Source organism: Stieleria sedimenti (genome assembly GCF_025060895.1).
Taxonomy (GTDB): domain Bacteria; phylum Planctomycetota; class Planctomycetia; order Pirellulales; family Pirellulaceae; genus Stieleria; species Stieleria sedimenti.
The window spans coordinates 42872-67978 of the sequence record NZ_JANZKV010000037.1 but is presented as its reverse complement, the minus strand read 5'-3'; the positions used below and the strand labels follow the sequence as shown (position 1 = coordinate 67978).

The window sequence follows — 25107 nt, the reverse complement described above, 5'->3', positions numbered from 1 at the left end:
AGTTCCGCTACCGAGCACCGCGAATGACGCGATTCATGCAAGCAATTGGGAAACTCTGCCGGTTATTCCGATTGATCCGTTCGTTCTGGATATTCTTGCCCAGCAGGCCGGACAACCGCTTTGATCGGTCCGACTGGGCGGCCGATACCTCCCCGCAGGGTGGTGTCTGTTTTCTTGCTGAGGAGCGATCGGTGAAAGTTTTAAGTAATTGGTTACTGCTTTGGGTGATTTGCTGCTTCCAACTTGCAACGACAAGCGTCGATGCTGGCGATGGCAGTGAAACTCGCCCGTCTCTTCGCGATCGAGTCCCCGCGATGGTCGGGGATTTCTTCGGCGGCAGCAACTTTCGCGCTCGCGGCAGCGCGTCCTTTGACCGCTTGTTCGTCTACGCCGACGACCTGGACGCGCCCGCGACGTTGCCTCCGGGAAACAGCACCCTGTCGATCTCCGAGCCCGGACCGGTCGGCATTTTCGCGACGTCGTTGATGTCCGTTCAGCAGGCTCAATCGCTGTTCCGCTCCGGCGACCCACTTCCCGGCGTCACACTGGCCGGCACGATCTCCGGCAACGCATCACTGACGACGAGTGACACGATCTCGCAAATCCAGTCCCAGCTGGCTGCCACGCCACAGGGCTATGACATTATCTTGCTGCAAACGCCGAGTGGAACCTACGCCGCCGCGGTCGACTCGGTCTTCCAAGCACGAAACACCGTCGCCGGAACCACCGTCTACAACTCATCGGCCTCGGGGGCGATGATTCAAGGCGGAGGCGACACGCTCAACGGCGGTGAGGACCTGGACGCATACTATTTTTACGATCATGTCATCAACATCGACACCGCGATCGCCGATGCGGCCAACGGAAGCGTGGGCTCGCTGAAGATCGCCGAAGGTGGAAGCGTGCTGCCGCAGGACCGTGTGTTCTTCCGCTACAGCTACATTGGCGATGTCGCCTACGGTGGCGGAGGATTGAGCCGTTTTACGCCCGGCTTCGAAAAGTCGTTCCTGAATCAACTTTTCTCCTTCGAGGTGCGGCTCCCCTTTGTGGCGGACGCGGCCACGAATGTCACGGCAGATGGAAGGAGTCTGTCCACCAACTCGGACGCCGAGGTCGGCAACGTGATGATGTACTTCAAGGCGTTGCTGCTTAAAACCAACAACTACGCCATCTCCGGTGGCCTCGGTCTGGCCCTGCCGAGCGCGGAATCCATCGAGATCAACCTGAGCAACGGCAGCCCACTGCTGCGAGTCGCCAACGACTCCGTCCAGATCCAACCGTTCTTGGGAGGACTGTACATGCCCGGCGACAAATGGTTCGCGCAGGGATTCACGCAATTCAGCTTTGCCACCAGCGACAACGCCGTGTACTTGAACCCCGATGGCAACGGGCTGCAGCAAGCCGGATCGATCAGCGATCCCAGCTACCTGTTTGCGGATCTTGCCGTCGGCTGCTTCGCCTACCGCAACGACCAGGCCGATTACCTGACCGCCATCATCCCGACCTTCGAACTGCACCAGACCAGTTCCCTGGACGACGCCGGAGCGGTCTCAGCGGGCAACCTGCAAGTCGGAAACTTCAGCGGCAGCACCAGTATCACCAGCGCCGTCCTGGCCACGACCTTCGAATTCGGACTTCACACCAACCTGACCGCCGCCTACGCCTTTCCGCTCAGCTCCAACGACCGCCAATACGACGGAGCGTTGCGTTTCCAGTACACGCGAAGCCTGCGTTAGGGCGACGAAGAAATCGAATTTGAGCCTGGTGCTCCGTCAACGTCTATACTTGGGGTGAGACCGGACGGCTCGCGGGTTGTCAATTTAGTCGATGTTCCGAAATCAACGTGATCATGCCAGGCGCGACGCGTGAGCGAGGGACGCCGCGCTGCCCCTTGCTTACGCGTGCGGGCTTAAATCGACAGCCCGCTCGCGCCGTTCCACTGCGATTTTAGCGGCAGGGCGCTAGCCCTGCGGTCGGAGCCCCCCCTAAAGTAAAATCAGGACGGAGCACTGGTTTCCAGCACACCATCCGGGAAACCGATTCATCGAGGGACGAGCGCCAATGGACATACCGCAGGAACCACCGTCGATTCCAGGGTTCCAACTGGCCTTCTTTTACAGTCCTCTCGGAGAAAGAAGTTGCGACTACCTCAATTTTATTTCACTCCCCCAAGACCGATTCGCAATTGTCGTTGGTGATTTAATTGGCTTCGCTCCGGCTCCACCCAATTGGCATGCCGAGTTTACGTCACACTTGGATTCCTGTTTGCATCAGGAAGCGGATTTCGCAAAAGCGATGGAATTGCTCAACGATCGCCTTTTCCGAAAAGATGATTCGCGATTCATGACGTTGATTGTGCTGGTCGTTTCCGCGAACGGTCAGACACTGCAACTTGTCAACGCAGGTCATTCCGAACCTGTCGTGCTTCGAGCGATGACGTCAACGACTGAGTTGGTTGGTTTTGATGAAATGGGATTGCCGCTCGCAATTGGCACCAACATGGACTATGAAGTCGCCCAGGTAGGGCTGCAGGATGGTGACACTGTCGTGCTCTACACCGACGGAGTGGCCGAGGCATCGAATCGAGAGTTCGAACTATTTGGTGTGGAATCGATCCGCCGCGAAGTAGCCGCTGGAGGAGACGCACACGCGATCAGGGACCGCATCGAACAGGCCGTCTTGGATCACATGGATTCGGATGATCGCGACGACATGACCTTGGTTGTCCTTCAACGAACCCGCTAATCGAACTGCCGTATGCAAGTAAGCTGGGCATCGGCTTTTGCTACAGATTCGAGCGACGTGCAAATATCGCAAGCATCGCTCTGAGCGCGATCTCGATAAACGCATCTGCAGTGCCGCTGAGGGTGGGCTGCGTGACCAACCTTGTTTCGGTGACTACGCCTATGGACGTCGGCGACGAACGCAGATGCCGATTGCGTTCATCAAACAGAAGATGACGGGGGAGCTTGGTTCTGGCACGGCTGAAGCAGCGGCATCGCCATCACGGACACCTTCTCGCTCGATCAGTTTTGATGCCGAATGAGTCCGGGCGATTTCATGGGCGTCGGTTCCAATCTTCCGCTTCAATGCTGCACCACGAGTATCTTATCAGCGCAATAGGGAGATCCGTGCTTCCAACGTTGGTACCACTTGAAGTTCCCGTGAAACGAACTTGCATCATGTTGCATCCAGCTCATTCGATGACGATGGCGGCTGCAAGCCCCAGAAGAATCGCAACACCTAGACTCAACAACAGTGTGAGGACAGCAAGACCTGCGTACCTCATCGACGCAGCGTACAAGTCTTCAATGCTCGCACGAACGTATATCAATCCGATCGGCTCCAGGGAATTTGGAGTGTCGATCGTCTTGGAGACATGCAGAAACCCATCTGCGAAAACTGAATCATCTCGAAATGGAGGAAAGCTAACGTCATCAGAGACCGATTCGGAAGCCTTGTAGCCGGCAAATCGACTTCCGTCACCAGCAAAGACGGTTGCATGAACGATTGCCGGTTCCAAACGCAATATTTTCAAGACTTCCTCACAAGTCTCAGAATCTTCGAATGTCAAAGGGAGGGCACTGGCGTCACCGATGACGTCGGCTTGCACGCTTATCTTCTGAACCAGAGATGTTTTGTCGGACTGATATCTCTGGATGATGTTCGCAACTGTTGCTGTTAGTAGCACGATGCTGACCACTGCGAACCATGACGCAGCCCGACGGCCGATCACTTTCATCGCCCTTTTCATCATTTCTCGCTGTGGCTGGGTCCATTGATCTTTTTCTGTCAGCCTGTAAATGCCAAGCCAGTCTGACATCGACGGAAGGTACCTGCTCTCCTGTTTTGTGCTCCACAACGTCGACAATTCGGCAAGCTTCAGTTCCGTACGCCCTTTTCTGGTTTCTCTCTGTTTGGCGGTCAGCCACTCCCGTAGCATCGGAACGAGGTAGTCGTGCGTCAGTTGGTAATACCTTAGATTCTCGTCTGAGAGAGAATCGGGCTCATCACTCGAGTCCACACCGCCAGGATCGGTCGGTGTGATGAGCCGCATCTCGCCATCCAGCAGGTTGATGAGAGCCTCAAAATCCTTGGGGTAATGCGCGTATCCGGATGCCTCCAGCAACTCGTCGTAGGACTTCATCTGCCCCTTGATGTCGGACTCAGGCACGAACGACCGAAGCACCTCGCGAGCTGCCTTTTGATGATAGCGATGCGCAGGTGAAGCCCCCGACGACGAGAACGCCTCCTCCAGAAAAGTGACACCGATACCTTTCGTTCCACCGAGTTGAGTCAATGTAGCCGGCGTCCAGGGTTTGCTCTTCATCATTTGCGCAAAGAGAGCAAGTCGGACACAAATCACCTTGCCTCCTTCTGCCAAACTGTTGACCGAAGTTCTGACGAACTCGTCCTGCTCTTGCGGGGGATCGCCAGGGACATCGGGAATAGCACCGTAAGCTCGACCGAACGCGGTAAGCACTTTGACGGCATGGCGTTCTGGGAAGAGGTCAACGGCCGAAACGTTTTGATCTTCGAGCAACCGAATCTCCAGTTCCCGAAGAAATCGCGTCACAGCCATCCAAAAGTCGTCTCGTACCATAATCAGACACTGGACCCGCCCACCATCACACTGCCGCAGGGCTTGCACCAATTCGGCGTTTCCGTCCTCATTCGTGTTGTGTAACCACTGCTCAAACTGATCGAGAACGATGAGCACCTTCTTGCCGACCGGAATGCCTTGGCCGCGTCGCAACGCTGCCAGCGTATCCTTGAGACTCATGTCACAATCGATCGCCGCGAAACGCTTTCGTAGCCCGCGCAGTATCCGAGTCTCGATTTCGTCCGATGTGGCTTCCATGTAGACACTGATCACGTCGTCGGAGAGCCGAGGCAGCAATCCTGCCCTGACAAGCGACGACTTCCCACAGCCCGATGGCCCGTAGATTAACCCAACGGAGAATGCATTTTCAGGATCGGTTTCCTCAATGCGGGTCTTCCAGAATCGCAGACTGTCGGGCAGACCGTTGCGGTCGCGAGGACCGGGCAACAACTCCAGAAAAAAGTCAGCGTCGTGAGCGTCAAAGGACCGCAGTCCCTTCGGCACAATCCTCACGGGCTGACTATCCGCGGAAGTACTCGAACCAGGCGGCGTCATTGGATCCGTCGCAGGATCCCCGGAGGATGTTGCGTGGGACTGTTGGCTGAATTCCAGTGTTGCAGGCTCGGTGCTTCCGGGCGTCACGCTATTTTGGATCATCGTTTGTTCAACGAGGAAGTGCCGCAGGTCTTCGGCCAGATCGTAGGCCGACGAATACCGATCGCGAGCACGCTTTGACATCGCCTTGTGGCAGATCCGCTCTAGCTCCTTCGGAATCTTCTCGTCGTACTGCCGCAAAGGGCGGGGCTCGTAGCTTGAAATCTGATCGAAGAGTTCATCACGCGAATCGCCATTGAACGGGCGACGGCCGATTAGCAGTTCGTAGAAAACCACGCCTAAACTGAAAATATCACTCCGCCCATCAACCCGGTGCCCCTCGCCACGAGCCTGCTCGGGCGACATGTAGCTGGGAGTCCCCGCGTATTTCGGTCCTTTGCCGATATTCTCCTCTCGCAGCGCCAAGCCGAAGTCTACGACGTGGGGCTTGTCGTCTTTCCCAATGAGAATGTTGCCCGGTTTCACATCCCGATGCACCAAGCCTTGTTTGTGGGCGTAACCCAGCGCTTCGGCGACCGTGGCCACCAATTCGGCGGCATCGCGGTAGTTGAAACGGTGCTGTTTGAGTTTGGTCGACAGATCCGTCCCGTCGATATATTTGCAGACGACGAAGCAGGAACAATCGTCAGTCGTCCCGACATCGTAAACCGGCACAATGTGGTCATGATCGAGACTTGCCACGGTGCGAGCCTCGGCCAGATAGGCCTCTGCATCTTCAGGCCGGGAAATCAGATGGGCATGCGGAACTTTGACGGCAACGGGCCGATCCAGGCGTTCATCGTGGCCCAAATACACGAGGCCGAAACCGCCTTTCCCCAAGACCTTCTCGATCCGGTAGCGACCGATTTGCTCGGGATGCTCAGCAGTTTCAGCTTCTTCCCCCGAGATTGTCTCGCCTTGTAAATCCAGCGTGAAATCGTCGTGATTCGGTTTTTCCACGTGCCCACCCCCATGCGGTCGTGGCATCGCCACACTCTGTACCTGATCACCCATGGTAATCCACAGAGCTAGGCATTTGCAGCTATGGCGACACCCCTAGATGATCAGGTTTCGAGAATTCAATCACGGTGCTTTTCACGATGAGCCGAATGTGTCGCGTGGTGGAGACTGTGAAGGATTTTGCAGGCAGGTGGCTCATTGTTCAAAGTCAAAGCGAGTTCGACGTTGGAGCACATGTACGCCGCCGAGCGTCACCGTCTGCAACTTGCTTGGAAGCTGCCCAGGTTGCGCGCGAATCGCTGTAACGGACGCTCGTTTTCCTAGGCAGGTAGCGGCCATGCCGCCGCTTCTCCGATCCCGTGGAATGTAGAACCGCTCGTGTCCTGTAGCGTCTGAACGCCGTCAGCCTGGACACGCGATCAGCCAGCGTGCCGATGCGACGTACCAATAGTCTTGGAAACATGGGCACCGCTGACATGCGGCAAATCGACGCACACCTCAACGACTGGCTCTCCGTATCCGTTGAGACGGCGTGCGTCCCGTTATATCCAAAAACCACCCTGTTTTCTGCATTTTTCGTCCCTGGAGGGCCCAAGCCAAGGTGTTGTCGCGACAACCTGCGGCATGCCGTTTGCTGCCAGATTGGAGGCACATTGAGCAGCTCACGGCCCGACTCCGTCGAACACTCCCCGATTAACTTTACAAGGGAACCGCGGTGTGCGATTCCTCCGTTTTGTTCCACTTTGAGTACCAACAATGCATGACGAGAATTTCGAATGCATCCTCAACTCGTTTCGCGTCGAGTTGGCAGAGTTCGCGGAAGACCTTGGTTCCGGGTTAGATGAACTCTCGAACGCTGTCCAGGGCTGTGGAGAAGAAATCGAATCGGTATCCGAGACCGTGCTTGGACTTGAGAGATTCTTCGAGCAACGGTTTCGAGCCTATCACCGAAGTCTATCTGGGCTTCAATCCCGCGTTGGCCGCTTGGAGACGATGATTCATTCCGAAGACCACGATAGTGAGGGAGAGTGAGATGCGGCAGAAAACTTCTGATCTGACTTTCATCATCGACCAAAGAGTCATCGCCGAGATCACGGGACTCTCCACGGGTTCCGTGCGTCAGCACCAAGCCAACGGGGCATTGCGTCTAGAGGACGCAAGATCCGTGATTCCGTTTGTCGTTCGCCATTCGGATCCACTCCTGAAGGCAAGTGTGATCAACGCGCTCGCCGAAACCAATGGTGGCTTAAAGCGACTGCTGTATCGTCACACCTATGAGGTCCGTCGCCGGCGCTTTCTTCATCGATAAGACTGACCGCTTGGCTCAGTAAGATTGTCGAGCCCAAGTCTGGGAAGCTCGCGGAAACCGGGAGCTTCTCGCAAGCACGAGAAACTCCCGATCCGCAATAAACCGCGAATCGAAACTCATCCCGCTCCTCGAGAAGTTCGTGGGGAACAGACGGACAATGCTCCGTAGACCGATTCTCTAAATGGCCTACTCCGCAATTGCTTTGAGAAGTGCGTCCCGGGCATCGGAATAGAACTGGACGTCGACCTTCGTCGCCATGTCGTCGGAAAGATCGAACAAGTCGCGGCGGCAGGACACGGGCATCAACAGCGACGTCGCTCCCTTCTCCACGGCGATCTCCGCGATCGAGACCGCGTTGTGGATCGGCTCGATGGAGCCGCCTAGGTTGACCTCGCCGCAGACGATTAGACCGCCTCGGACGCTCTTTTTCAGTAAAGTGGTGCACATCGCTAGAAGTGCCGCCATACCAACCTTGGCACCGGTCTTGGCCGTGTCGAAGGACCGCAGTTGGATTGAAAACTCATGTGACCGTGGTTCCTTGTCCCCAACAAGCTGAACGGCGCGTGTGTAGAGGTTTTGCTGAGCAAATCCGATCGACTCCTTGAACGGCGCCGGTACTGGCTTGTTCAGAATCTTGACCTGGGAACCCGGACCTTCGGTCGCTTCGATCCGAAAGAGCCCGGGATTCTCGTCGGGGCCGCCGGGACTGATCGTCCATACCTGACCGGGTTCAAGCGGATCATCACCGATCCCCGCCTGGCTCTGCAGCTCGGGTGTCACGACGAATTGCTCAACGCCATCCTCGCCCATGACAAAACTAAAGTGCGTGTTCCGGAACTCCGCGGCGCCAATGCGTTTTTGCTGCTCCTTCACGCGACGGCGTGCCTCCATTGCCAGCCGTACCGCCCACTCGATTTCCTCGTCGGTCGGCTTGGTATCGCCAGGCTGCAAGAGCTTCAGCAGTCCGCTCACCGTCTTGTTCACCGCGTTGGTATCGCGACCGCTGAGGGCACCTCCGTAAAACACTTTTCCTTGGAGCGCGGACACTCGGCTTTGCGACCTGAGTTGATTCCAACACTCGGAAAGGAAATCGCTGACCAGCCCGAAATGATCGGTAAGCAATTCCGAACTGATTTTGGGAACGTCCCAGCCGGGCAAATAGGCGTGCAACCGGTCCATGAACGCGGTGTCGTCTCGCATTTCGGGAGGCAGTGGGCCGAAAAGGTGGCCGACACGTTGTTGATGGGAAACATCGACGTCAAAGTTTCCGACCAGCACAATCCCGCCATCGGCACGGATGGTTTCTTGGCCCCGGCTGAACTCCCCCGACTCCATGTACCCCTTCATGATGTTCACGCCATCCTTCTGATCGAACGAGATCCCGGAAACCTCATCGAAACAGACGACGTCGTATTGGCAGACGAGACCACGCCGGCCAGTCGACAGATTCACGAACATCTGTGCGACAGTCGCTTTGCCGCCCGAAATCAAGCGTGCATACGGCGAGACCTGCTGAAAAAGGTGGCTCTTGCCGGTTCCCCGTGGTCCCAGCTCAACCAGATTGTAATTCCGCTCCACGAACGGAACCATTCTCAGAAACAATGCGTTGACTTCGCGTTCCTTCAGACCTTCGCTTTCGATCCCGATGCTGCGCAGCAAGAAGGTTTTCCAGTCGTCCAATTCAAATCCGTCCCGTGCAGCGGCGAGCGACGACAACACGTTACGTTTGGAGAGCTGGATTTCCCGCAGGCTTTCAATACCGAACGGGCGACCGTTTGATTCCTGAGCAATGGCTGCGTCGTAGGAGAGCGTGATTTCAGCGTAGAATCCGCCCGTCAACATGCGATCATTCGCGTTGACCATATCCGAGGGGATGCGAACGTTCGTCAGCTGCAAACTCGGAAGCGTTGCGACGTAGGAGTCCGTGCGAGTGTCGAGGCGTGCGCTGATGATATCGACCAGCTTCACCGTCCCCTCTTCGCGTGCCCTCGCCTTGAACAGTTCCTCTTCTCCCGCCTTGACCGTGCGCGACTTCAGTTGCCGCTGCACAATCTCAAGACCTTCTTCAATGTCCTCTGGGTCTGTGCCTGCGCAATACCTGCCCAGCATGAATTCGACGACGTAGGTCGGAACGGGAAATTGCCGACTGAACGTTCGGACCAAGTCCTTGCGAACGATGTAGCCGTCCAGCAAACGGGATGCAAGTTTATCGATTCGATCGAGTTCCATTAGTTGTCTCCGCCCACGATTGTCTGTTCCTGTCCGATCGGCTGGCCGTTCGCGTCAAGAACCACCACCCAGCAATGGTGCCCCCCCAAGTCCTCGTCTTCGATAATCACCGAACAACTTGTCTTGCCGTCTTTGAAGTTCTTCACGGCATTGACTTCGCTTGACTCCGCATTTCCTGCATGAGTGCGAATATCCAAGCGTGCACCCTGAATTGGGCTCGCGAGCGTTACCTTGCATCGCATGCTCGTCGTCCACTCGACCTTTGCGATCTCAGCGGGACCAGTCACCACCCTGTTGGAATGCAGGGTCATTTTCTGGGTGACACACTCTTGCATGCTCAAGCCGCCGTGCGAGTATTCGTTCTTGTAGAAGCACGATATTCCTTCCGCGAAAGCAAACCACTGCGTCGGGTTCCAAAACCAAGGGTACAACTGGGCGTCGCTTGAAGCTCCGTCCTTCAGCGCCGCGCAGCGTCCCCATTTGTTTTCAGAGAGCGACGGAAGCAACTGAGCCTTGGGCAGAGAGCCTGGCATCAGCAACCATCCGTGATCGGTAACGACATGGATTTCCTTCCAACCGGCATCAAAAAGCTGCGAGATCCGCTCGACGACGTCCCCCAAAAGCGAGTCGATGTGACGAGCGAGTTTCCAACCGCGTTCGTGACCTTCGTGATCCACGTCGCCGATCTCAGTCCACGCTTTTCCGTTGGGGTCTCCCAATTCCGATTTCCCCAGCTTCGTCCAGCCTTCCTGCTCCAGTAAGTTTTGAAAGCTGTGGCCATTGAGACTCTTCCCGGTAGCTGCGACCTCAGGGGTAAAGTCTTTGTTGACATCGGCACCCTTGATGAGGTGGCGAACGGGTGTAACGGCTGGCTTGGCCGTTGCGGTGACACTCGGCAATGCCGACCACGCGATTGAATCGTCCACTTTGATCTCTTTGTCCGTCAGCAACGATTCCAGTCGCTTGGCTAAATCGAGACGCAGCCCGTCAACGAACAAAAAGCACGTTCCCGCGTCATACGATTCTGCGTGAATTTCCTCTGCCGTTCGGCCCGGATAGCCGTCGTTGGCAACGACCGATTGCAAGTGCAGTGCCGCATCGGTCGCCCAAGGTGCGTAGATCGTTTCCAGTACCGATCTGACGACTACCAAGTCTGCGTCAGACGAAATCACAGCGAGGGCACGCAGCATACTGTCGTCCGCCCGCCAACCGCTGGCATGGTACGCGGCTGCGATGTCTGCGGCCGTTCCTGCCGCGAGCGAGTCACTTGTGACCTCAGCGAGCGAGATCAAGTACTCCAGCGCGGTGGCAAGCGGTGACAGATCTAATTTTGCCCAGACTTCATCGCGTCGTGGCCCATGTTGGGTTTCCAATACGCGAATCTGTTTCCGCGCTTCCGCCGGCGAGAGTGTTCCAACCTTCGCGAGTTCACTACGAAGTTCGTCTTCCTGCTGATCGTTCCATTGCGGCCAACCTCCGCAGTCAGGAAATAGGGGGTCAAGCTGTGTGACCTTGGTCTTTCGGATCTGCGCAGGGATGTTGGCATATTTTTTCGGTGCGTCCGCGTACCGCTGCCAAACAGCGTTCCACGGAGGTGCTCGCTCTGCGAGTCGTTCCGCCGCCTCAATTTCCCCGTCCTTCGCGGGATCGAACTTCAACTGAGACTTGCAGATCGCGACGAAGGCATTCCAAGTGTTGGTATCACACTGCTGGCGGAACTGGTCAGGATTGTCGATCCACATCAACAGATCACGATGCGGGTCGCCGCTTGTCAACAGCTTGTTGAAATAGTCCTTGTCGAGGCGTTTGCCATCCAAAAGGTCCACGCGTTCATCCAGCAACCGGAAAAGAGCCAAACGCATCGCTTGTTTGGTTTCGTTGTCCTGGGCGACATCCAATCCGAGTCCGCCCTGGTTGGATTGTAGGAACGATGAAATGGTCCAGTCCTTTGAATTGAGTTGCGACCAGATTACGCCGCGGTACTGAAGCTCGGCAAGTGGCTTCAAATGCTCAGGGCAATCGCCGACGGCACGCAAATCTTGCCGACGGACGCCGGGCAGATAAAGGATCGGCAGCTTGTCGCCGGGAAGCTTCACGTCGCTCGACTTGTCCGCGATCACCAGCCGCAGCCAAATCGCCGGCCCAGTGCGTTCGGCGGGCAGGTAGTTTCCTAGGACACACAATTCAGCAAGCTCACCCTGCAGGCGACCGACGACTGGTTCCCATTGGCGATCTCCGTCCGGCCACAAAATGCATGCGGGAGCATTTTGGACGTTGGCGTTGTAAACCCCAGCACTGCGGATCGCCCGGATCAAGTGCGTTACGATCAGATCGTTCTCAGAAGCCATAGATTCTCCCTAACTCGGCTCCAATCGTCTCGATCGTCTGCCCAGACAATCCGAAGGACTTGAAGTCAATCGTTTCACTCTTTATCCGGTCGAGGAATCGAACCAAGTCCGACTTCACGTTGTCCGGCACAACGGCGGAGAATTCGGGATCAAGAATGGGGAACAGGCGAAAAACGTCATTCTTGTGTTTCTTGATGTCCCTGGAATCCACATGGTCTCCGTCAGCTTTTCGCTCGCTCAGGTCCAGCCAAGCCCGTGCCTTCAACGGGACCAATTGTTCGGCAGTGGCGATCGGAATTCCGTCGACGACCTTTTTCCCGCTCTGAAGAAAGCTGTAGTAGCTGTCATCGAGCAATATCGCTGACAGGCTGGAAATGTCCTCCCCCATCGGAATCGGTGTCAACACGCTTCCTTCGGCGGGAGCAAACTGATCCGGAGAGCGTGAGAACAACTCCAACATAAAGGGAAACGCCAAATCACTTGGACGCTGGAAGCGGTAATACTGATTGTCGCCCTTTGCGTTCTGTTGAATCTGGTATTGCCCGTCTCGGATGAATGTCCAGAACGAAGCAACAAAAGACGCATCGAGGGCTTCAGCACAAAGAACAATATCCAGGTCTTTCGTCGCACGGAACGATTCACCAATGCTCTCCATCGCGACCGTACACGCAGCACCACCGATCAGGATGTACTGGTCAACGAACTTTTCAAAGTGGTCCCGAAATCGATCAAGTCCTTCTACCACTCGATCGCCTCCATCATCTCTTCGAGCGCACCTTCGACACGCTCGTCAGTTTCGTCTTTGAGAGACAGATAGAGTGAAAACGGGTCACACACTCCTGCGGACGCGAACAACGCCGGGTCGTAGCCCCACATCTCGATTTCGATCGCGTCGGGGTCTTCCATCGGAGTGGGCTTCAGGTCTGACCGTTCTTTGATTTCACTCCATTGTTCGGTAGTGACGGCAAGGCACTGGTTGGCCGGTTTCGCGAGCATGCTACGCGTGGCCAGGGCGGGCAACCCGGCGATGATACCGCTGACCTCACCACCGGTGACCTTCTGCCGGTGTCGAACCGGTGTCTCCATCAAGGAAAGGCAGGTCGTCCACAAATCGCGACGAGAACCGCTGTGCCTCAGGACTCTCGCGCGTCCGTCTGTCTGTATCAAATCCAGTTCAAGCGACAGCAACTCGTTGAACGCCCTGGAAACGGTCATCTTGGAATAGTTCAAACGTTCCGCCAGTGCGACCGCGTCGTACGCTCGTGGTTCGGTCTCAACCAGCAACAGGATCACGGCAGCCTGCGTCGACGGACTGAACTTCGTAACCGGCTGTTGCACCCGGCGAAAATGCTCCCTGAGATCCATGCCAAGCATCGGCAAGTACATCTGGTTTCCCGGGATCACGAAGGGGATCTTCTGTTCAATCAGGCGAAGACGCTCATCTGAGCCGGCGGCGTCAGCAACGTAAATCACAAGTTGCGGATCATGGTCGGATTCGCCAGGCTCGTTGGCCGCCTGCCACTTCTCCTGAACGATGTCCATGTGCCTGCGGATGTTTGACGCAGTTCGACCGACTTTCTGGTCCATCATGAACAAGCAATCGGAGCCAAGAAGGCGGGAGACGAAAAGACGGTAGCGGTTGCGGAACACCAGGGGCAGGCGTGAAACCCCAGGCCAGGGCTCCAGACTGATCTGCAGTCCCAGAACGTCATCAAAGTACCGTCGCAAGTGTTCGCCGGAGTTCTCCATGCACTCAGTGTAACACGGATCTCTCACGGTAACAGCACCCCTGTTACCGTGAGGAAATAGCGTTACTTTCCACGAATCCTGGTGTTTCAGTCCAGCTTTGGTCGTGGGCGGTTATCGCGGGAAATCCGTCGCTGGCGCGGAGAAGAATACAAACGATCCGATCCGAGGACGAATCCCAAAGTCATCTAGGAAATCTCCGGCAGTTCGATATCGCCGTTTCGGTGAAGCCCATAGGTCCTGCCATCGATTTGGAACTCGGTCTTCAATTCGTTTTCTTCAAACGTTTCCCATAGCGCCAGGATTCGTTCCTTCTCAGCGTTCTCCCATTCGAATTCACTCAAGCGAAGCTTCAGGCGTTGGAGCCCTTTGGGCTGTCCGTGAATTGCTCGCTTCATCGCTTGGTCAAGAACTCCGGAGAGGTAATTGTTACCGCCCTTCGACTGATGCGTCCGTTCGGCACGGATGAGGTGCAGTATCTCAGCAAGCATCGTCTTTTCGTCTAATACAGGCGTCTCGCCCATAGGCTCGGGCAGGTTGTCCAGACGCTGCTTAAGTGTCGGCCAATGTGAATCAAAACACCGTGCAAGGCGATTGGACTCCAATCTGCTGGAGCATGAGAAATTTATGTCACCTATCAACCGCCGTATTTTTTCTTCGGTGGCGGTGCGTGCTTGAAGCTGACCAAGTGGTCCCGTCAACATCTCTGGTGACAGATCTTCGTCAACGATTAACGGAACGACGCGAGCATCTGCAACATGTTTGGCGATCGCACCCGCTTCGAACATCAGCCACTCCGATTGCCGATTATCACGGGTAACAAAAATGATCCCAAAGTTGCTCTGGTCGAGCGCCGCCCGAATCTCCTGATTCCACCCAGCACCAGAACCGACGTCTTCGCTCGACATCCAGGGCTCGACACTTTGGAGGACATCCGGCAGCCACTGCCAAAACGCTCTTGCCGCCTCTTCCGACCGCTTTCCGGACCAACTCAAAAACACTTTCATCACTTTGGCTCGCTACTTTGTTGATTTGTCATGTTGTCATTTCGGATCGACAAACGATGCCCCCGCGTTCAGCTCTCGGCAGCGATCGACTCAAACGAAAAAATCGTCATCAGTCGGTCGATCATTTTGTCGGTGCGAGTGTTGATCGCGTCCACACTCCAGTCGTCTCGATCCTTAAGGTCGTTGTTGATCGCGAGTCCGTTCTTGTAGCCGACGATCTTGTTGTTTCGATCCTTTCGGTCGCGTTTCTTCTCGAAACTCATGTTGCCAAGCTTGCTGTTGAATCCGGTCAGCGTCAGGTTTCCCAGTCGGTGGACATACTTCTCTCGATACTCCTTCGCTTTCTCCTTTTTGCCGTCGGCGATCATTTGCACCCAGCAATCCGGGACATTCTCCCCTTGCGGGAAAATGTGCTCGATTGTCCAAATGAACTTGTTCTTGTCGTCGCGTTTCCACAAGTCGGTCATCGTTTCTGCGGTCTGCTGGTCCTCTTCGAGAGAGCAAAGCAAGAAACGCGTCGCCCCCACATTGTTCTCGTAGATGTCGCCGTGGAGCGCCGATCGGAAGCGATCATCGTCGGATGATTTCGCTCGAACAAATCGCACGAATGGGGCGATACTCTCCGCACTCTCCTGGTGATAGACCTGGATCAGATCCATGAACAGACTGTCCAACGCGTAGGTGTTGGGAAAATCTGTGACGTTTCGACGTACAAAGAAACGGACCAACAACTTGACAAGGTCGACGAGCAGTTGCTGCGACGGTTTCCGGCTGAGCACGTACATCAAGAACGCGTAACTCGGGGCTCCCTGGATCCGCTCCAACTGTTCGAGCTGCTTTGTCAACTCTGGATCGTTGTCATCATCGTCGGGAACGATCAAGCGAGCGTACAAATCCGAGCAGTTACGCAGCTTGTCAAAGATCGACTTGGGATCCTTTTCAATCAGTGTTTCGTAGATTTGAATAAGATTCGATCGGGTCGCCTTGGGCGCCTTCCCAACGGTGATGTTTTCGTCGTGGCGGAAGGCGTTGTAAAACTGACGAAGAAACCGTTCCTGGATCTTGTAGCTGTCCCCGAGATTGTTCAGCAGGGTATTCCATTGTTCGAAGTTTTCATCGATGGTTGCCAGGCCACGCTTCTCCATTTCGGATAGCAGCTTGTTCTTGATCAGATCGATCGCCGACAGCGGGACACCGCGGTTGTTCAGAGACTCAAAAAGAACGTAGGCGTCCGAATGCGACGACACCTCGATCTTCACGACGCAGGCCGCATTCAGGTTCGTCAGCAGGTCCAATGCGCTTTCGATCGTGAATTTGGGACTACCGTTTTCGATTTCATTCAGTCGTTCCAGGAAGTAGCGAAACGCCTTCATGATTCGGCGATTTCCGACATTGGCTGGCTTCTCCGCGTCGGCGAGTGCACCGCATCGATGCATGGCCCAGCGGTAATCGACCAGATTGTTGCCGTGATAGGACGGGGTGACACGAAGTTCCTTCTTCCCAAAAAGCACCCTTCGCCGAATGCGTTTGACGTCATCGAGTTGATCTTCGTCCAGATCCGCTTCCTGCCTCATCAGCCACTTGTAGATTGCCGCGTACAATAGCGTGATCGTTGTCATCCGCTGTTGGCCGTCGACCAGATCCAGTTCCTGTGCCGCGTTGGCGTCCTTGGTCTGATTGATGCAAATGATCGACCCCAGGAAATGTCCCTTGGGATTGAAGCAGACGTCGTCGAAGATCGCCTCCCAATCCTCCTTCCGCCAGGTGTACTTGCGTTGATACTTGGGGATTGCGTACCGAACGTTGGAGTCGGGACTGAGGATTTCAGAAACGTCGTACTTGTGTGCGGAGTTGATCATCAGAGGTTCTTGCGTCGCAACTATGTTTTATGTTTTTCAAGGGCCGGTCATTGATGAGATCGGCTTGTTTCGCCTTGCATCGATTGATGATGTTCAGCCAGTAATCGAAATCAGCCTGCTCAAAGTTTTTTTCAAACATCAAGAGTGGGATCGCGGTGTGTCTGCTCCCAGAAGCCAAAGCAGTAAGCCTCAGTCCTCGTTCAACGCATTTTCATCGGCTCCCTCAGGGTCATCCTCGTCAAGTTGGTCTCGCTCATCGAGGTCCAGGTCGTCATCCACAGCTGATGCACAGTCTTTTAGAGCGTCGATCACTTCTTGTTTTGCCAATGCCTTATGGAACGCCTCCTTTGCGAGCTCTTCAAACTTGAAAGTAGGTGCTAAAAACTTGATCGCTTCGGGCGAAATACTCGGATTCGCAACGGAAGCAATTGCTTTCGCAAACACGTCCTCTCGTTCTCTTTGTGATTTCGAAAACGAATCGGCTATCATATCTTCAAGTTTGAAGCTGGGCAGGAATATTCCCGTGAGCAAGCCGGGAGTGTCTGATCGAGCAATGTTCTTGACTTCTGATTGGGCTTTTGTGGAAACTACTTTGATGAAGTCGGTAGCTCGGCTTACGAAACTCTCACTGCTGTAAAGCCAGCACTTCTGTTCAGCTACTGCGATAAATTCTTCAATCAGCTCGGCACGTGGGCCAAGAGTCTTGCGGCTTTCGATCGGTGAAATCCTCCACCAATCTTCTTTGCTGTCATCTGTGACGAAGACCACTGGCTTGCTTTTGCTCTTTGCATGGTCAATCGTTTCGTACCAAAGAACCAGATCGCCGTAGCGATCAGGTTCGGGCTTTGCGTCCCTGCCGGCTGCGTCGCCGTCCATGTAGCCGGGCGGGCGTTTGGCTTTGTACCGTTTCTTTCCTTCTTCACAGGTGGCTGAATGCCTTTTTTCGTCGAACCCATTACCGACGTTGGACCCAAACAAGCTGCATATGTTTTCGAAGAGTGAATCATCATGGAGTTTGCGATCGTGCTTGTCCCGGCAATCCTCCATCTCTTTCTGAACGGCATCGAGAGCGTTCACAAGCCGTTCAAACGATTCGTTCGAGATGAAAGGATGCTGGCGTTTGCTTCGGTGGCGTTTGTCAATGTCTTTGCGAAAGGCATCGATTGACTTGATGGTGTCGGCATAATTTTTCCGCTCTTGAGCGATGCGGAGAACCCGGTTCTTGTGCAGCTCGGACGCGACCTGGTACGGCATCCAGAGCCGATCTTTGATCTTGTTCAGAACACCCAGCAATTCGTCTCGGGTGCTGTCCGAATACGAATAGAGATTCAACAAGGAGCAGGTGTCGAAAACAAAGATGGCCTCGTCCCAAAGCAACTTTTCCTCTTTCTCATTGGGAGGATAGTAACCGGGGAATTTATCCTTCATGTTCATTGCTCGCCTCGTGCTGCCTTCTTCTCTGCCAGGGTCAGATGGTGGTCGTTGATGCGGTCGCCTCCCTTGCCTCCGTACTCGGGGCCGAGGTGGTACCAGGGGGCGGACTCGACGTCTTTGCCGCGGTCCTTTTTCCAGTGGATGTTGGGTTTGTCTCTTAGGACGCCCGCTCCTTTCTTTTTGACGTCGCCGACGGTCATCCAGGGGCGGATGTTCAGGCGGACGCCATCGTTCAAGTCAGGGTTCCAGCCGATGGGCTGCTCTTCGATCGGTTTCCAGCGAACGAAGATGTCATGTGGGGACTCACCTTTCAGGATCGTTTCGAGTTTGGTCTTGAGGTTTTCTGAGGCGGCGAGACGGGATTCGCTGCCGTCGACACCCTTCTCCTTGTCCTTCTTTTGTTTGCTGATCCAGTCGTTCAGATACAAGTAGATCAGGGATTCCAGCGTCTTGTTGTCCAGCTTGTGGTAGTTCACCAGCGCCGAAAATCCGTCCTTTTCCCCGTCCCAAATGTGCCAGATGAAGGGGCGGTTGTGGAACGTTTTGCAATGCTGTGTGAAGAACTTGTCGCGAAGCCACGATTCCAGCGGCTTGCCAGTGTGGCCAGCGGCCTCCAATAGACTGTCTCGCCAAGCCGGAAAGCTGTTGGCGAGCGATGGCTCCCAACCGCGGCGCCACAAATCGACGGTCACGGGATCATTGCCGTCAGCCGCTTCCAGCTTTTCGCGGAACACTTGCTCCTGTCCCCGACCTTGTTCGTAAGCCAGGTGAAGCAGGTTGAGCAGCCGGTCTTCGGCGGCTTGCTCCCCACGAACCGCAGGGATGCAAACGATTCCGTCCTCGTCAGCAAGATCAGTAAGCGTAGTACTCTGTTCGATCCACTGGCGGGCGTCGGTGGCCAGTTCCATGTCCGCATCCAATTCGGCGGGCCAGCGGTAGCCGAGCAACCGCGCGACGGCTACTTGCAGGGCGTCAGTGCTGCTGGCCGGATGCCCGTGGAAGATCCATTGGGTTGAATCGTCGGAGTAAGGTGAAAAGCCGAAATTGTCGATCGGCGGCTGGTCAAATTCGATGCGAACGATTGCCCCGCGCACTTTGTTCGATTGGTCGATCCTTCTCACTTTTGAATTGAATCCGACGTCTGAACAGAAAGCCCAAAGTCTTCCAAGGTCATCGTCATTGTTTGGTACTAAGACAACGGTGTTGTCGTCAAAAAGTTCGCCGTTGAAGAGAGTCGCTTTGAGCTCACCCATCGCACTGATCGCAACGCCGCGACGATCAGCGTAGTGAAGTCCGCGAACCCAAGAGGCAACGCTATTCTCCCCCACTTTGCGTCTTATAAAATTAACAAGTTCACCATTACCCGATTGCCAATATATACAGTGTTCTCGTCCTCCATATTGCGTTGACTTTTTTACCGTAGAAAGTTGAAGCGCCCAACCATTTGCAATACTATCGATTTCCCAAAACGTTCTCCCAAACCGAGGGTAGTCGCCTGTCTGGATTCCATTTGAAAAAGTAACCGCTTCCTCGAGAAGTGACGCTTTGCTTCGACGTCCAATACCGACTACTTTCTTTGAGCTAACGAGGCATTTCGATTGATTTCTTCGGTCGAGTGAGTCAGTTGCCAAGCAAACCGCTTTGTCTTCCGGCTCGCCCGACGTAGCGTCGATTTGATTGAGCATATTACTGCTGTCAAAACTTCGCTCCGCGATAATGAGACATACTTTGACTTCTTCGCCCGTAATCTCATGAAAGGCTCCAGGGCCAAGTCGGGCAATTGCTCGGAACCTGTGACGCCCGAACAATTGCTCGCGAAATTTCGAATAATAGTCCTTGTACAGAAGTCCTTGCGGATGAACGATTGCCGCAACCCCATCGTCGATCAAGTATTCCCAAATCCTTGCAAAGAATATCGTAGCAATGTTTGCACGTGCTAGCTTGCATTTTACCTCAGCTAAATTGCGGATCTCATCGGATAGATCGTCTGTTTGACGAAAGGGGACATTGGTTGTCACAACGTGATAGCGACTTCCAAGAAGTAGCGATGCGCGTGAAAGACCTTGGGCCACAACACCTCTTGAGCTAATCTGCTCGTCGTTCTCAGCCTCCAACGCATTAGCAACCATTCGGGAGATGTCAGGCCAATTAACCCCCGGCGGTAAGCCGGAAACTAACGGATTTATAAGACTTCCCAGGACGGGCGCATCTTTAAATGCGTCGTACAGCCAATCAAGCGCGATGCGAAGCGATTTGTTGTCTTTTGCGATAGCCTTCCATTCGTCTTTGGAGACGCCAACACTCAGTCCACAGCAAGCCACATTTAGGTTGGGGAGCTTTCTGTAACCACCGGCTTCCGGATAGCGCCATGCCGCCAATGCCAGCGCAAATGCTGCGAGTTCGACGCAGCGCTGATCAATTTCTAAGCCGTGTAGATTCTCGTTCAACACGCAATCGATCGCTTCGCGAGCTGATAAATCTTCCAGCGTCATTCGCATCGGAGTCAGCATTAACAATGCCGCCGCCAAAAAGTGACCGCTGCCGCAACATGGATCGAGGGTCTTCAGCTCCGCAAGCGACTCCGGCCAAGCGTCGAAAGTTCCGGCCGCCGGTGTCCACGGGCCGGATTGCCTGTTCGCAACGTCGCTTTGCCCCTCATCCCCAGTCACTCTCCCCGAATCGGGGCGAGGGGAGCCAGGAGAGTTTTGGTCGGTGCGGACAAAGCGAAGATAGTCGAGCGGGACACCGGGCAAGGCAGCTTTGTCTCGTAGCTCTTGTTCGCTCGTCGCGGTGCGAAGGTCTTCCTCGGTCAATCGTCTCGCTGCCCACCAGGCTCCGAGCGAGTTGTCCAGCAGAAAGCTGACCATGTACGGTTCAGTGAATAACTGTGTAACTGCGGGAAGTTCACGTGCTCCGATCTTCACCTCCGACCGGTTCACCTCGTCTTTGCGTTTGGCTTGCCAGAACTGATAGACCCAGCCGAGCGAATCCGATGCCTTGAAGACTTCATCGTCCAAATCGGAAAGCAACTTTTCAAGTTGCTGTTGCCTTTCCGGTGGCAGGTCCAGCGAGAACACCGGAGAATCGATGCGGAAGATCTGCGGGAGCATCTTCGTGGCAAATCGAGCCGCCAATTCCCAACCATTCTTGGCATGCTCATCGGCCGCCATCTCTTCGCAGTCGTCGAGGCTGACCGAGACCGGATCATCTGGATCGGGATACATCAGCAGATGGTTCTCGGCCAGGAACCGGGCAAATAACATCCGGTGCCAGTGCTGATAGGCGATCTCTTCAACCAGGCGATCCAACTCCTGAGTTTCTTTTGACGGATCGCGGAGATCACCAAGCTGCCGACCGTGAATTCGTAGTCGACGGCGCAGGTCTTTTTCGTCCTCGGTCAAGTGCGAGTCCGCTTTCGCAAGCCCGACGCCGAGTTGTTTACAAGCTGCCAACGCGGCTTCTTCGGAAACGTCCCGAGCATCCTTGACCGTGCGTTCCAGCTTGTTACGAAGTTTTTTGTCCAGCGGCAATTGATTGATTGTCCCGGTGTTACTCATTTGATCACCACCGGTCCGTCCGCGACGGCATCGTTCAGCAAAGCCCCGACTTCGTCCAACCACGCTGCAACCGCGTCGACGTCATCTTTGTTGAAGGTTCGGCGTGGGATTTCAATGCTCTGTGTTTCGGGCTCAAGTTCCTTTGCAGCCAATTCCCTCGCACGAGCGAATCGCCCGCTAAGCGCTTCGATGCGGTCGCTCCAACTGGAGATCGGATACGACTTGAGTGCAGCGATCAACTCCTCTTGGCTTGAAACTTGCATCGCAGCAATCGGTTCAATGTTGCACTGCGATCGAATACTCGCTTGCTGCTCCTGGGAAAGCTGTGCCCATGACTCGTCAGACTGAAGCGATTCCTCTCGTTTCTTCAAGCGATCGCAAAACGCTTGGTGCTTCGATGTCAATTCACTGCGGAGCGTGTCTTCAACCGACTTGACCATCGGAGAGATCGGATCTGGATCGGCAAGCAAAAGCCTTTGATCCGTGATGGCACCTGCTTGCTGCCGTGCCTCGTCCGCAGCCTTGACATTCCCCGCGTGTGTCAGAAGCGACTGCAGTTGCTGCCACACCGGCCATCGCTCGCCAATCTTCTTTGCAATGGCTTCCCAGTCGTCAATCGACTGTTCTAGATCATCGCGCCGGTTGTAAATCACCAACAATTGTTCGTTCCCGCTGGCCAAGCGAATCTCTTCGATCGCCGACCGATCGGGAGTGGCTGGCATCGGTGCATCGCCGCCGGCCGAGTTGGCGAGTTTCGTCAGTCGTGTAATGAACTCCGGAACGGCCGAAAGCTCCTCACCAGACTTCACCGTTAACTTGAGTCGCTGGAATCGTTTTCGGATCTGAATCCGTTGAGTCGCCGATACGGTGGCCGACTCGATCTTGAACACCGCTTTGCCGATCGCTTTCCGCTCCAGCTCGCGCGGATCGACAAGACCGCCTTTCTCGTCTTGGGCACGGATCAATCCCGAGATCAATAATGCCTGAAGACCGCCATCGATCGCATCGCGGTCCCAACCGTAGGGGGCTTCCTCAAAGTGGGATCGAATATCCGAGCCCTTTTTACCGGCGGCGATGTAACTGATGATTTCCTTGCAGACGGGATGCTTGTCGACATCGCCATCATGGCCGACGGCTTTCAGTGCATCGGGTGCCCCTTCCTTGGCCTTCTTGTAAACCTTGTCCCACCCGACGGCATCAGCGATTGGGAATTTCTGGTACAGCCTGGCAAGTGAATTCTCGGCAGCTTCGAGAATCATCTCTTGCAGGTTGTTTCCGAGCACTTCACTGCCCCCGCCCTGCATGACCCGCGCGCCGCCGAAGGATTCGTCGAGAAGTTGCCTGATCTTCTCTTGCGCCGCATCGCGTGTCGTTTTCATTGCGGAACAGGCCTCGATGCCTTCCGGCGACGTCGGGTTCTCTCCGCGAGCGCTCAGCGTTGCGGTTGCGGCCTTGGAATCGATCAGATGATGCCGCAGTTCGTCCGCCGACCGCTTCGGGATGAAGACAAACACCGTTGGTGAGTGGTTGCCGGCTTGTCGTGCATCGATCTGCACCGAATTCAATTCGGTCGACCACTGGTCGCGGACCCAGATGGTCACGTGCTTGTCGGCGTCGCTGGGCAGCTTTGAATCGAAGCAGGTGTAGAGTGTTCGACTGACTTTCGATTGTCCATGAACCAGCGTCTTTTTCCCAGCGATCTCACCGAACCGACTTCGGATACGATCATCTCGCTCCGTTTCAATTCGGTGTGTCTCGTTGCCGAGCTGGTTGCGTTGGCTCATGAACTCATCGGTCCACGCGGCGCTCTCTTCGGTTTGAATTCGGTATTCGTCACCGACTTTCATCAGCAGGTCACACTTGCTCATCAGCGCAGGCAACTTGGCACGCAGATCCTTGCTTCCGGCGTCGAGATCTTCGACCATCAAATCTGCGATCGTATCGGAAGTCGCTCGTATTCCCAGTTCTTCGTTTCCCGACGCAACTTTGCTGACCAAGAAGACCAGCCCGCATGCTCGCGCGAGCAGTTTTTGGTCATCCGACCCTTTACTCCATTGCATCGTTTGTTCGTAGACCTTGCGTGGCAGCATCCGAGCCTGGAGCAACTTGTCGGCCGAGTCGAAATACAGATAGTCGGCAGCGATCACATGCGGCACGGGCTGATCCAAGTTGGTTTGGATCACTTTGTGCGCCATGCTCAGCTGGTTTCGCAACTGACTGTCGGTGCCGGTTTGGTCGAGCACCCGCAAGGCCTCCTCCCAGAATCGTCGCCGGACGGGCAGAATCGGGTAATCGGCCGCGAAGACGTTTTTGTCGTCTTGGCGGTGCGACAAGCTGGTTCCTTCCAACTGGCGTGAGATTTCGCCCAGGTTGGTTTCCAATTTGGACTCGATGGTTTTGATCGCACCAGGCTTTTTCGCAAGGATTACCTTTCGAATCACGCCCTCGACGTCGGCATCGGAAAGTTCGATTCGTGTGGTAAACCGTCCTTCCAACTTTTTCAGGTTGGACGTGCCGGTGACGGCGGTTTGCCCGGTGGCCACGATCATCAGTTTGCCGCCGATTTGCTTGCAGCAGGACTCCACCATCTCCTGGACTTGAATCGAGCGGTCCGAATTGCTGCCGATGTATTGCTGGACCTCGTCCAACACGATCAACGTAAGTGGGAACTTGCCGGCACGGGTCAGTGCATCTCGGATCGATTTGATCATCTGTGCATTACTGACGTCCGTGACGTGGGGATACTTGTTGTTGAGCGTCTCCACGCACATTTGTGGCGAGCTGAATAAATTGGGCTTCTCCTGCACCAAGGCTTCGTGCAGTCCCTCGGCAACGTAGAAGTTGTCCAGCTCTTCTTGCCAGTCGTAGCCCTTCGACTCGACGGCCGAACGGACGCGATCCAAAATACCTTCGTCTCGCAACCACATCACGAACTGAGCGACCGGATACTGGGTCGGAAGGTCGACTGACTTGAACACGATTTGCAGAAGTGCAAGCCGGACGCTGCCTGAGGCACTTGAACCGAGTGTCCCCGAAGCCGCATGAAGACCGCCTTCCCGCTTCCCCGCATTCGAAAGATCAACGAGGTGATCCTTGATGGATTGGGGAAGATTGGCTAAGTCGCGTGCGGCCACTCCGTCCGGAAACTCGGTGTTCAGCCACAACGCTCGAAGCATCTTGACCATGTGAGACTTACCGGAGCCGAAGAAACCGCTTACCCAAACACCAGGCTGCTCGGGCTTATTGATGTTCTTCAGGTACGTGTCCAGGATGTCGTGGATCCCTTTTTCGTATTGGCCATCGCAGACGAACGTCTTCAATTCGTATTTCAATACCTGCAGGGCGTTTTGATCGCGTGTGTCGTCGTTGACGTTTGCAACGCCCTGGTTTTCGAGCTTTCGCTGCTGTGGCGGGTCAAGATAGATTTCCTGGTTCAGCATGGTTGCGGGGCGGTCTAGGGA

The 25107-nt window shown here is 55.1% G+C and carries 14 protein-coding genes; 4 read left to right on the top strand and 10 right to left on the bottom strand.

All coding sequences use genetic code 11. From position 1 onward, the window contains the following. Positions 1–191: 191 nt before the first annotated feature. Both NZK35_RS05585 and NZK35_RS05580 read left to right on the top strand, forming a co-directional pair. The gene (locus NZK35_RS05585) at positions 192–1736 is read left to right on the top strand and encodes a hypothetical protein (protein WP_259631607.1); all 1545 of its coding nucleotides are present in this window, start codon (positions 192–194) and stop codon (positions 1734–1736) included. 325 nt (positions 1737–2061) lie between these two features. Beyond that, a complete protein-coding gene (locus NZK35_RS05580) occupies positions 2062–2745 on the top strand; it encodes a PP2C family protein-serine/threonine phosphatase (protein WP_259631606.1) in 684 nt (227 codons plus the stop codon). A 451-nt stretch (positions 2746–3196) separates the two neighbouring features. Here the strand turns inward: NZK35_RS05580 and NZK35_RS05575 are convergent, their stop codons facing one another. Next, positions 3197–6157: a serine/threonine protein kinase gene (locus NZK35_RS05575; protein WP_259631605.1), complete on the bottom strand. Its 2961-nt coding sequence runs from the start codon at positions 6155–6157 to the stop codon at positions 3197–3199. Between the two features lie 756 nt (positions 6158–6913). Here NZK35_RS05575 and NZK35_RS05570 point away from each other — a divergent pair. Together NZK35_RS05570 and NZK35_RS05565 are read left to right on the top strand one after the other, a co-directional pair. Continuing rightward, positions 6914–7189 carry a hypothetical protein gene (locus NZK35_RS05570; protein WP_259631604.1) on the top strand — a complete coding sequence of 92 codons (276 nt, stop codon included), beginning with the start codon at positions 6914–6916 and terminating at the stop codon, positions 7187–7189. Position 7190: 1 nt separating this feature from the next. After that, positions 7191–7466 carry a hypothetical protein gene (locus NZK35_RS05565; protein WP_259631603.1) on the top strand — a complete coding sequence of 92 codons (276 nt, stop codon included), beginning with the start codon at positions 7191–7193 and terminating at the stop codon, positions 7464–7466. A gap of 186 nt (positions 7467–7652) precedes the next feature. Here the strand turns inward: NZK35_RS05565 and brxL are convergent, their stop codons facing one another. From brxL to brxC, 9 genes are all read right to left on the bottom strand, one after another. After that, complete coding sequence (gene brxL, locus NZK35_RS05560) at positions 7653–9695, bottom strand: BREX system Lon protease-like protein BrxL (protein ID WP_259631602.1); 2043 nt, start codon at positions 9693–9695, stop codon at positions 7653–7655. Beyond that, a complete protein-coding gene (gene pglZ / locus NZK35_RS05555) occupies positions 9695–12043 on the bottom strand; it encodes a BREX-1 system phosphatase PglZ type B (protein WP_259631601.1) in 2349 nt (782 codons plus the stop codon). Before pglZ ends, brxL begins: the two co-directional genes overlap by 1 nt. Then, positions 12033–12788: a hypothetical protein gene (locus tag NZK35_RS05550; protein ID WP_259631600.1), complete on the bottom strand. Its 756-nt coding sequence runs from the start codon at positions 12786–12788 to the stop codon at positions 12033–12035. Before NZK35_RS05550 ends, pglZ begins: the two co-directional genes overlap by 11 nt. After that, positions 12782–13792 (bottom strand): hypothetical protein, encoded by a 1011-nt coding sequence (locus NZK35_RS05545; protein ID WP_259631599.1) that lies wholly within the window; start codon positions 13790–13792, stop codon positions 12782–12784. The genes NZK35_RS05550 and NZK35_RS05545 overlap by 7 nt, the downstream gene beginning before the upstream one ends. Before the next feature lie 185 nt (positions 13793–13977). Further along, positions 13978–14796: a toll/interleukin-1 receptor domain-containing protein gene (locus tag NZK35_RS05540; RefSeq protein WP_259631598.1), complete on the bottom strand. Its 819-nt coding sequence runs from the start codon at positions 14794–14796 to the stop codon at positions 13978–13980. Between the two features lie 68 nt (positions 14797–14864). Next, on the bottom strand, positions 14865–16655 hold the full coding sequence (locus tag NZK35_RS05535) for a DUF262 domain-containing protein (RefSeq protein WP_259631597.1): 1791 nt from the start codon (positions 16653–16655) through the stop codon (positions 14865–14867). Between the two features lie 189 nt (positions 16656–16844). Then, the gene (locus tag NZK35_RS05530) at positions 16845–18083 is read right to left on the bottom strand and encodes a PIN domain-containing protein (RefSeq protein WP_259631596.1); all 1239 of its coding nucleotides are present in this window, start codon (positions 18081–18083) and stop codon (positions 16845–16847) included. Between the two features lie 2 nt (positions 18084–18085). Beyond that, positions 18086–21646 (bottom strand): BREX-1 system adenine-specific DNA-methyltransferase PglX, encoded by a 3561-nt coding sequence (locus tag NZK35_RS05525; protein ID WP_259631595.1) that lies wholly within the window; start codon positions 21644–21646, stop codon positions 18086–18088. Then, positions 21643–25086, bottom strand: a complete 3444-nt coding sequence (brxC, locus tag NZK35_RS05520) for a BREX system P-loop protein BrxC (RefSeq protein WP_259631594.1) — start codon at positions 25084–25086, stop codon at positions 21643–21645. Before brxC ends, NZK35_RS05525 begins: the two co-directional genes overlap by 4 nt. Positions 25087–25107: the final 21 nt, after the last annotated feature.

What these genes read in the sequence shown, in the direction of transcription:
- NZK35_RS05580 (WP_259631606.1), top strand. Translation starts at nt 2,062, where the DNA reads ATGGACATACCGCAGGAACCACCGTCGATTCCAGGGTTCCAACTGGCC.
- NZK35_RS05570 (WP_259631604.1), top strand. Translation starts at nt 6,914, where the DNA reads ATGCATGACGAGAATTTCGAATGCATCCTCAACTCGTTTCGCGTCGAG.
- NZK35_RS05565 (WP_259631603.1), top strand. Translation starts at nt 7,191, where the DNA reads ATGCGGCAGAAAACTTCTGATCTGACTTTCATCATCGACCAAAGAGTC.
- brxL (WP_259631602.1), bottom strand. Translation starts at nt 9,695, where the DNA reads ATGGAACTCGATCGAATCGATAAACTTGCATCCCGTTTGCTGGACGGC.
- pglZ (WP_259631601.1), bottom strand. Translation starts at nt 12,043, where the DNA reads ATGGCTTCTGAGAACGATCTGATCGTAACGCACTTGATCCGGGCGATC.
- NZK35_RS05545 (WP_259631599.1), bottom strand. Translation starts at nt 13,792, where the DNA reads ATGGAGAACTCCGGCGAACACTTGCGACGGTACTTTGATGACGTTCTG.
- NZK35_RS05540 (WP_259631598.1), bottom strand. Translation starts at nt 14,796, where the DNA reads ATGAAAGTGTTTTTGAGTTGGTCCGGAAAGCGGTCGGAAGAGGCGGCA.
- NZK35_RS05535 (WP_259631597.1), bottom strand. Translation starts at nt 16,655, where the DNA reads ATGATCAACTCCGCACACAAGTACGACGTTTCTGAAATCCTCAGTCCC.
- NZK35_RS05530 (WP_259631596.1), bottom strand. Translation starts at nt 18,083, where the DNA reads ATGAAGGATAAATTCCCCGGTTACTATCCTCCCAATGAGAAAGAGGAA.
- NZK35_RS05525 (WP_259631595.1), bottom strand. Translation starts at nt 21,646, where the DNA reads ATGAGTAACACCGGGACAATCAATCAATTGCCGCTGGACAAAAAACTT.
- brxC (WP_259631594.1), bottom strand. Translation starts at nt 25,086, where the DNA reads ATGCTGAACCAGGAAATCTATCTTGACCCGCCACAGCAGCGAAAGCTC.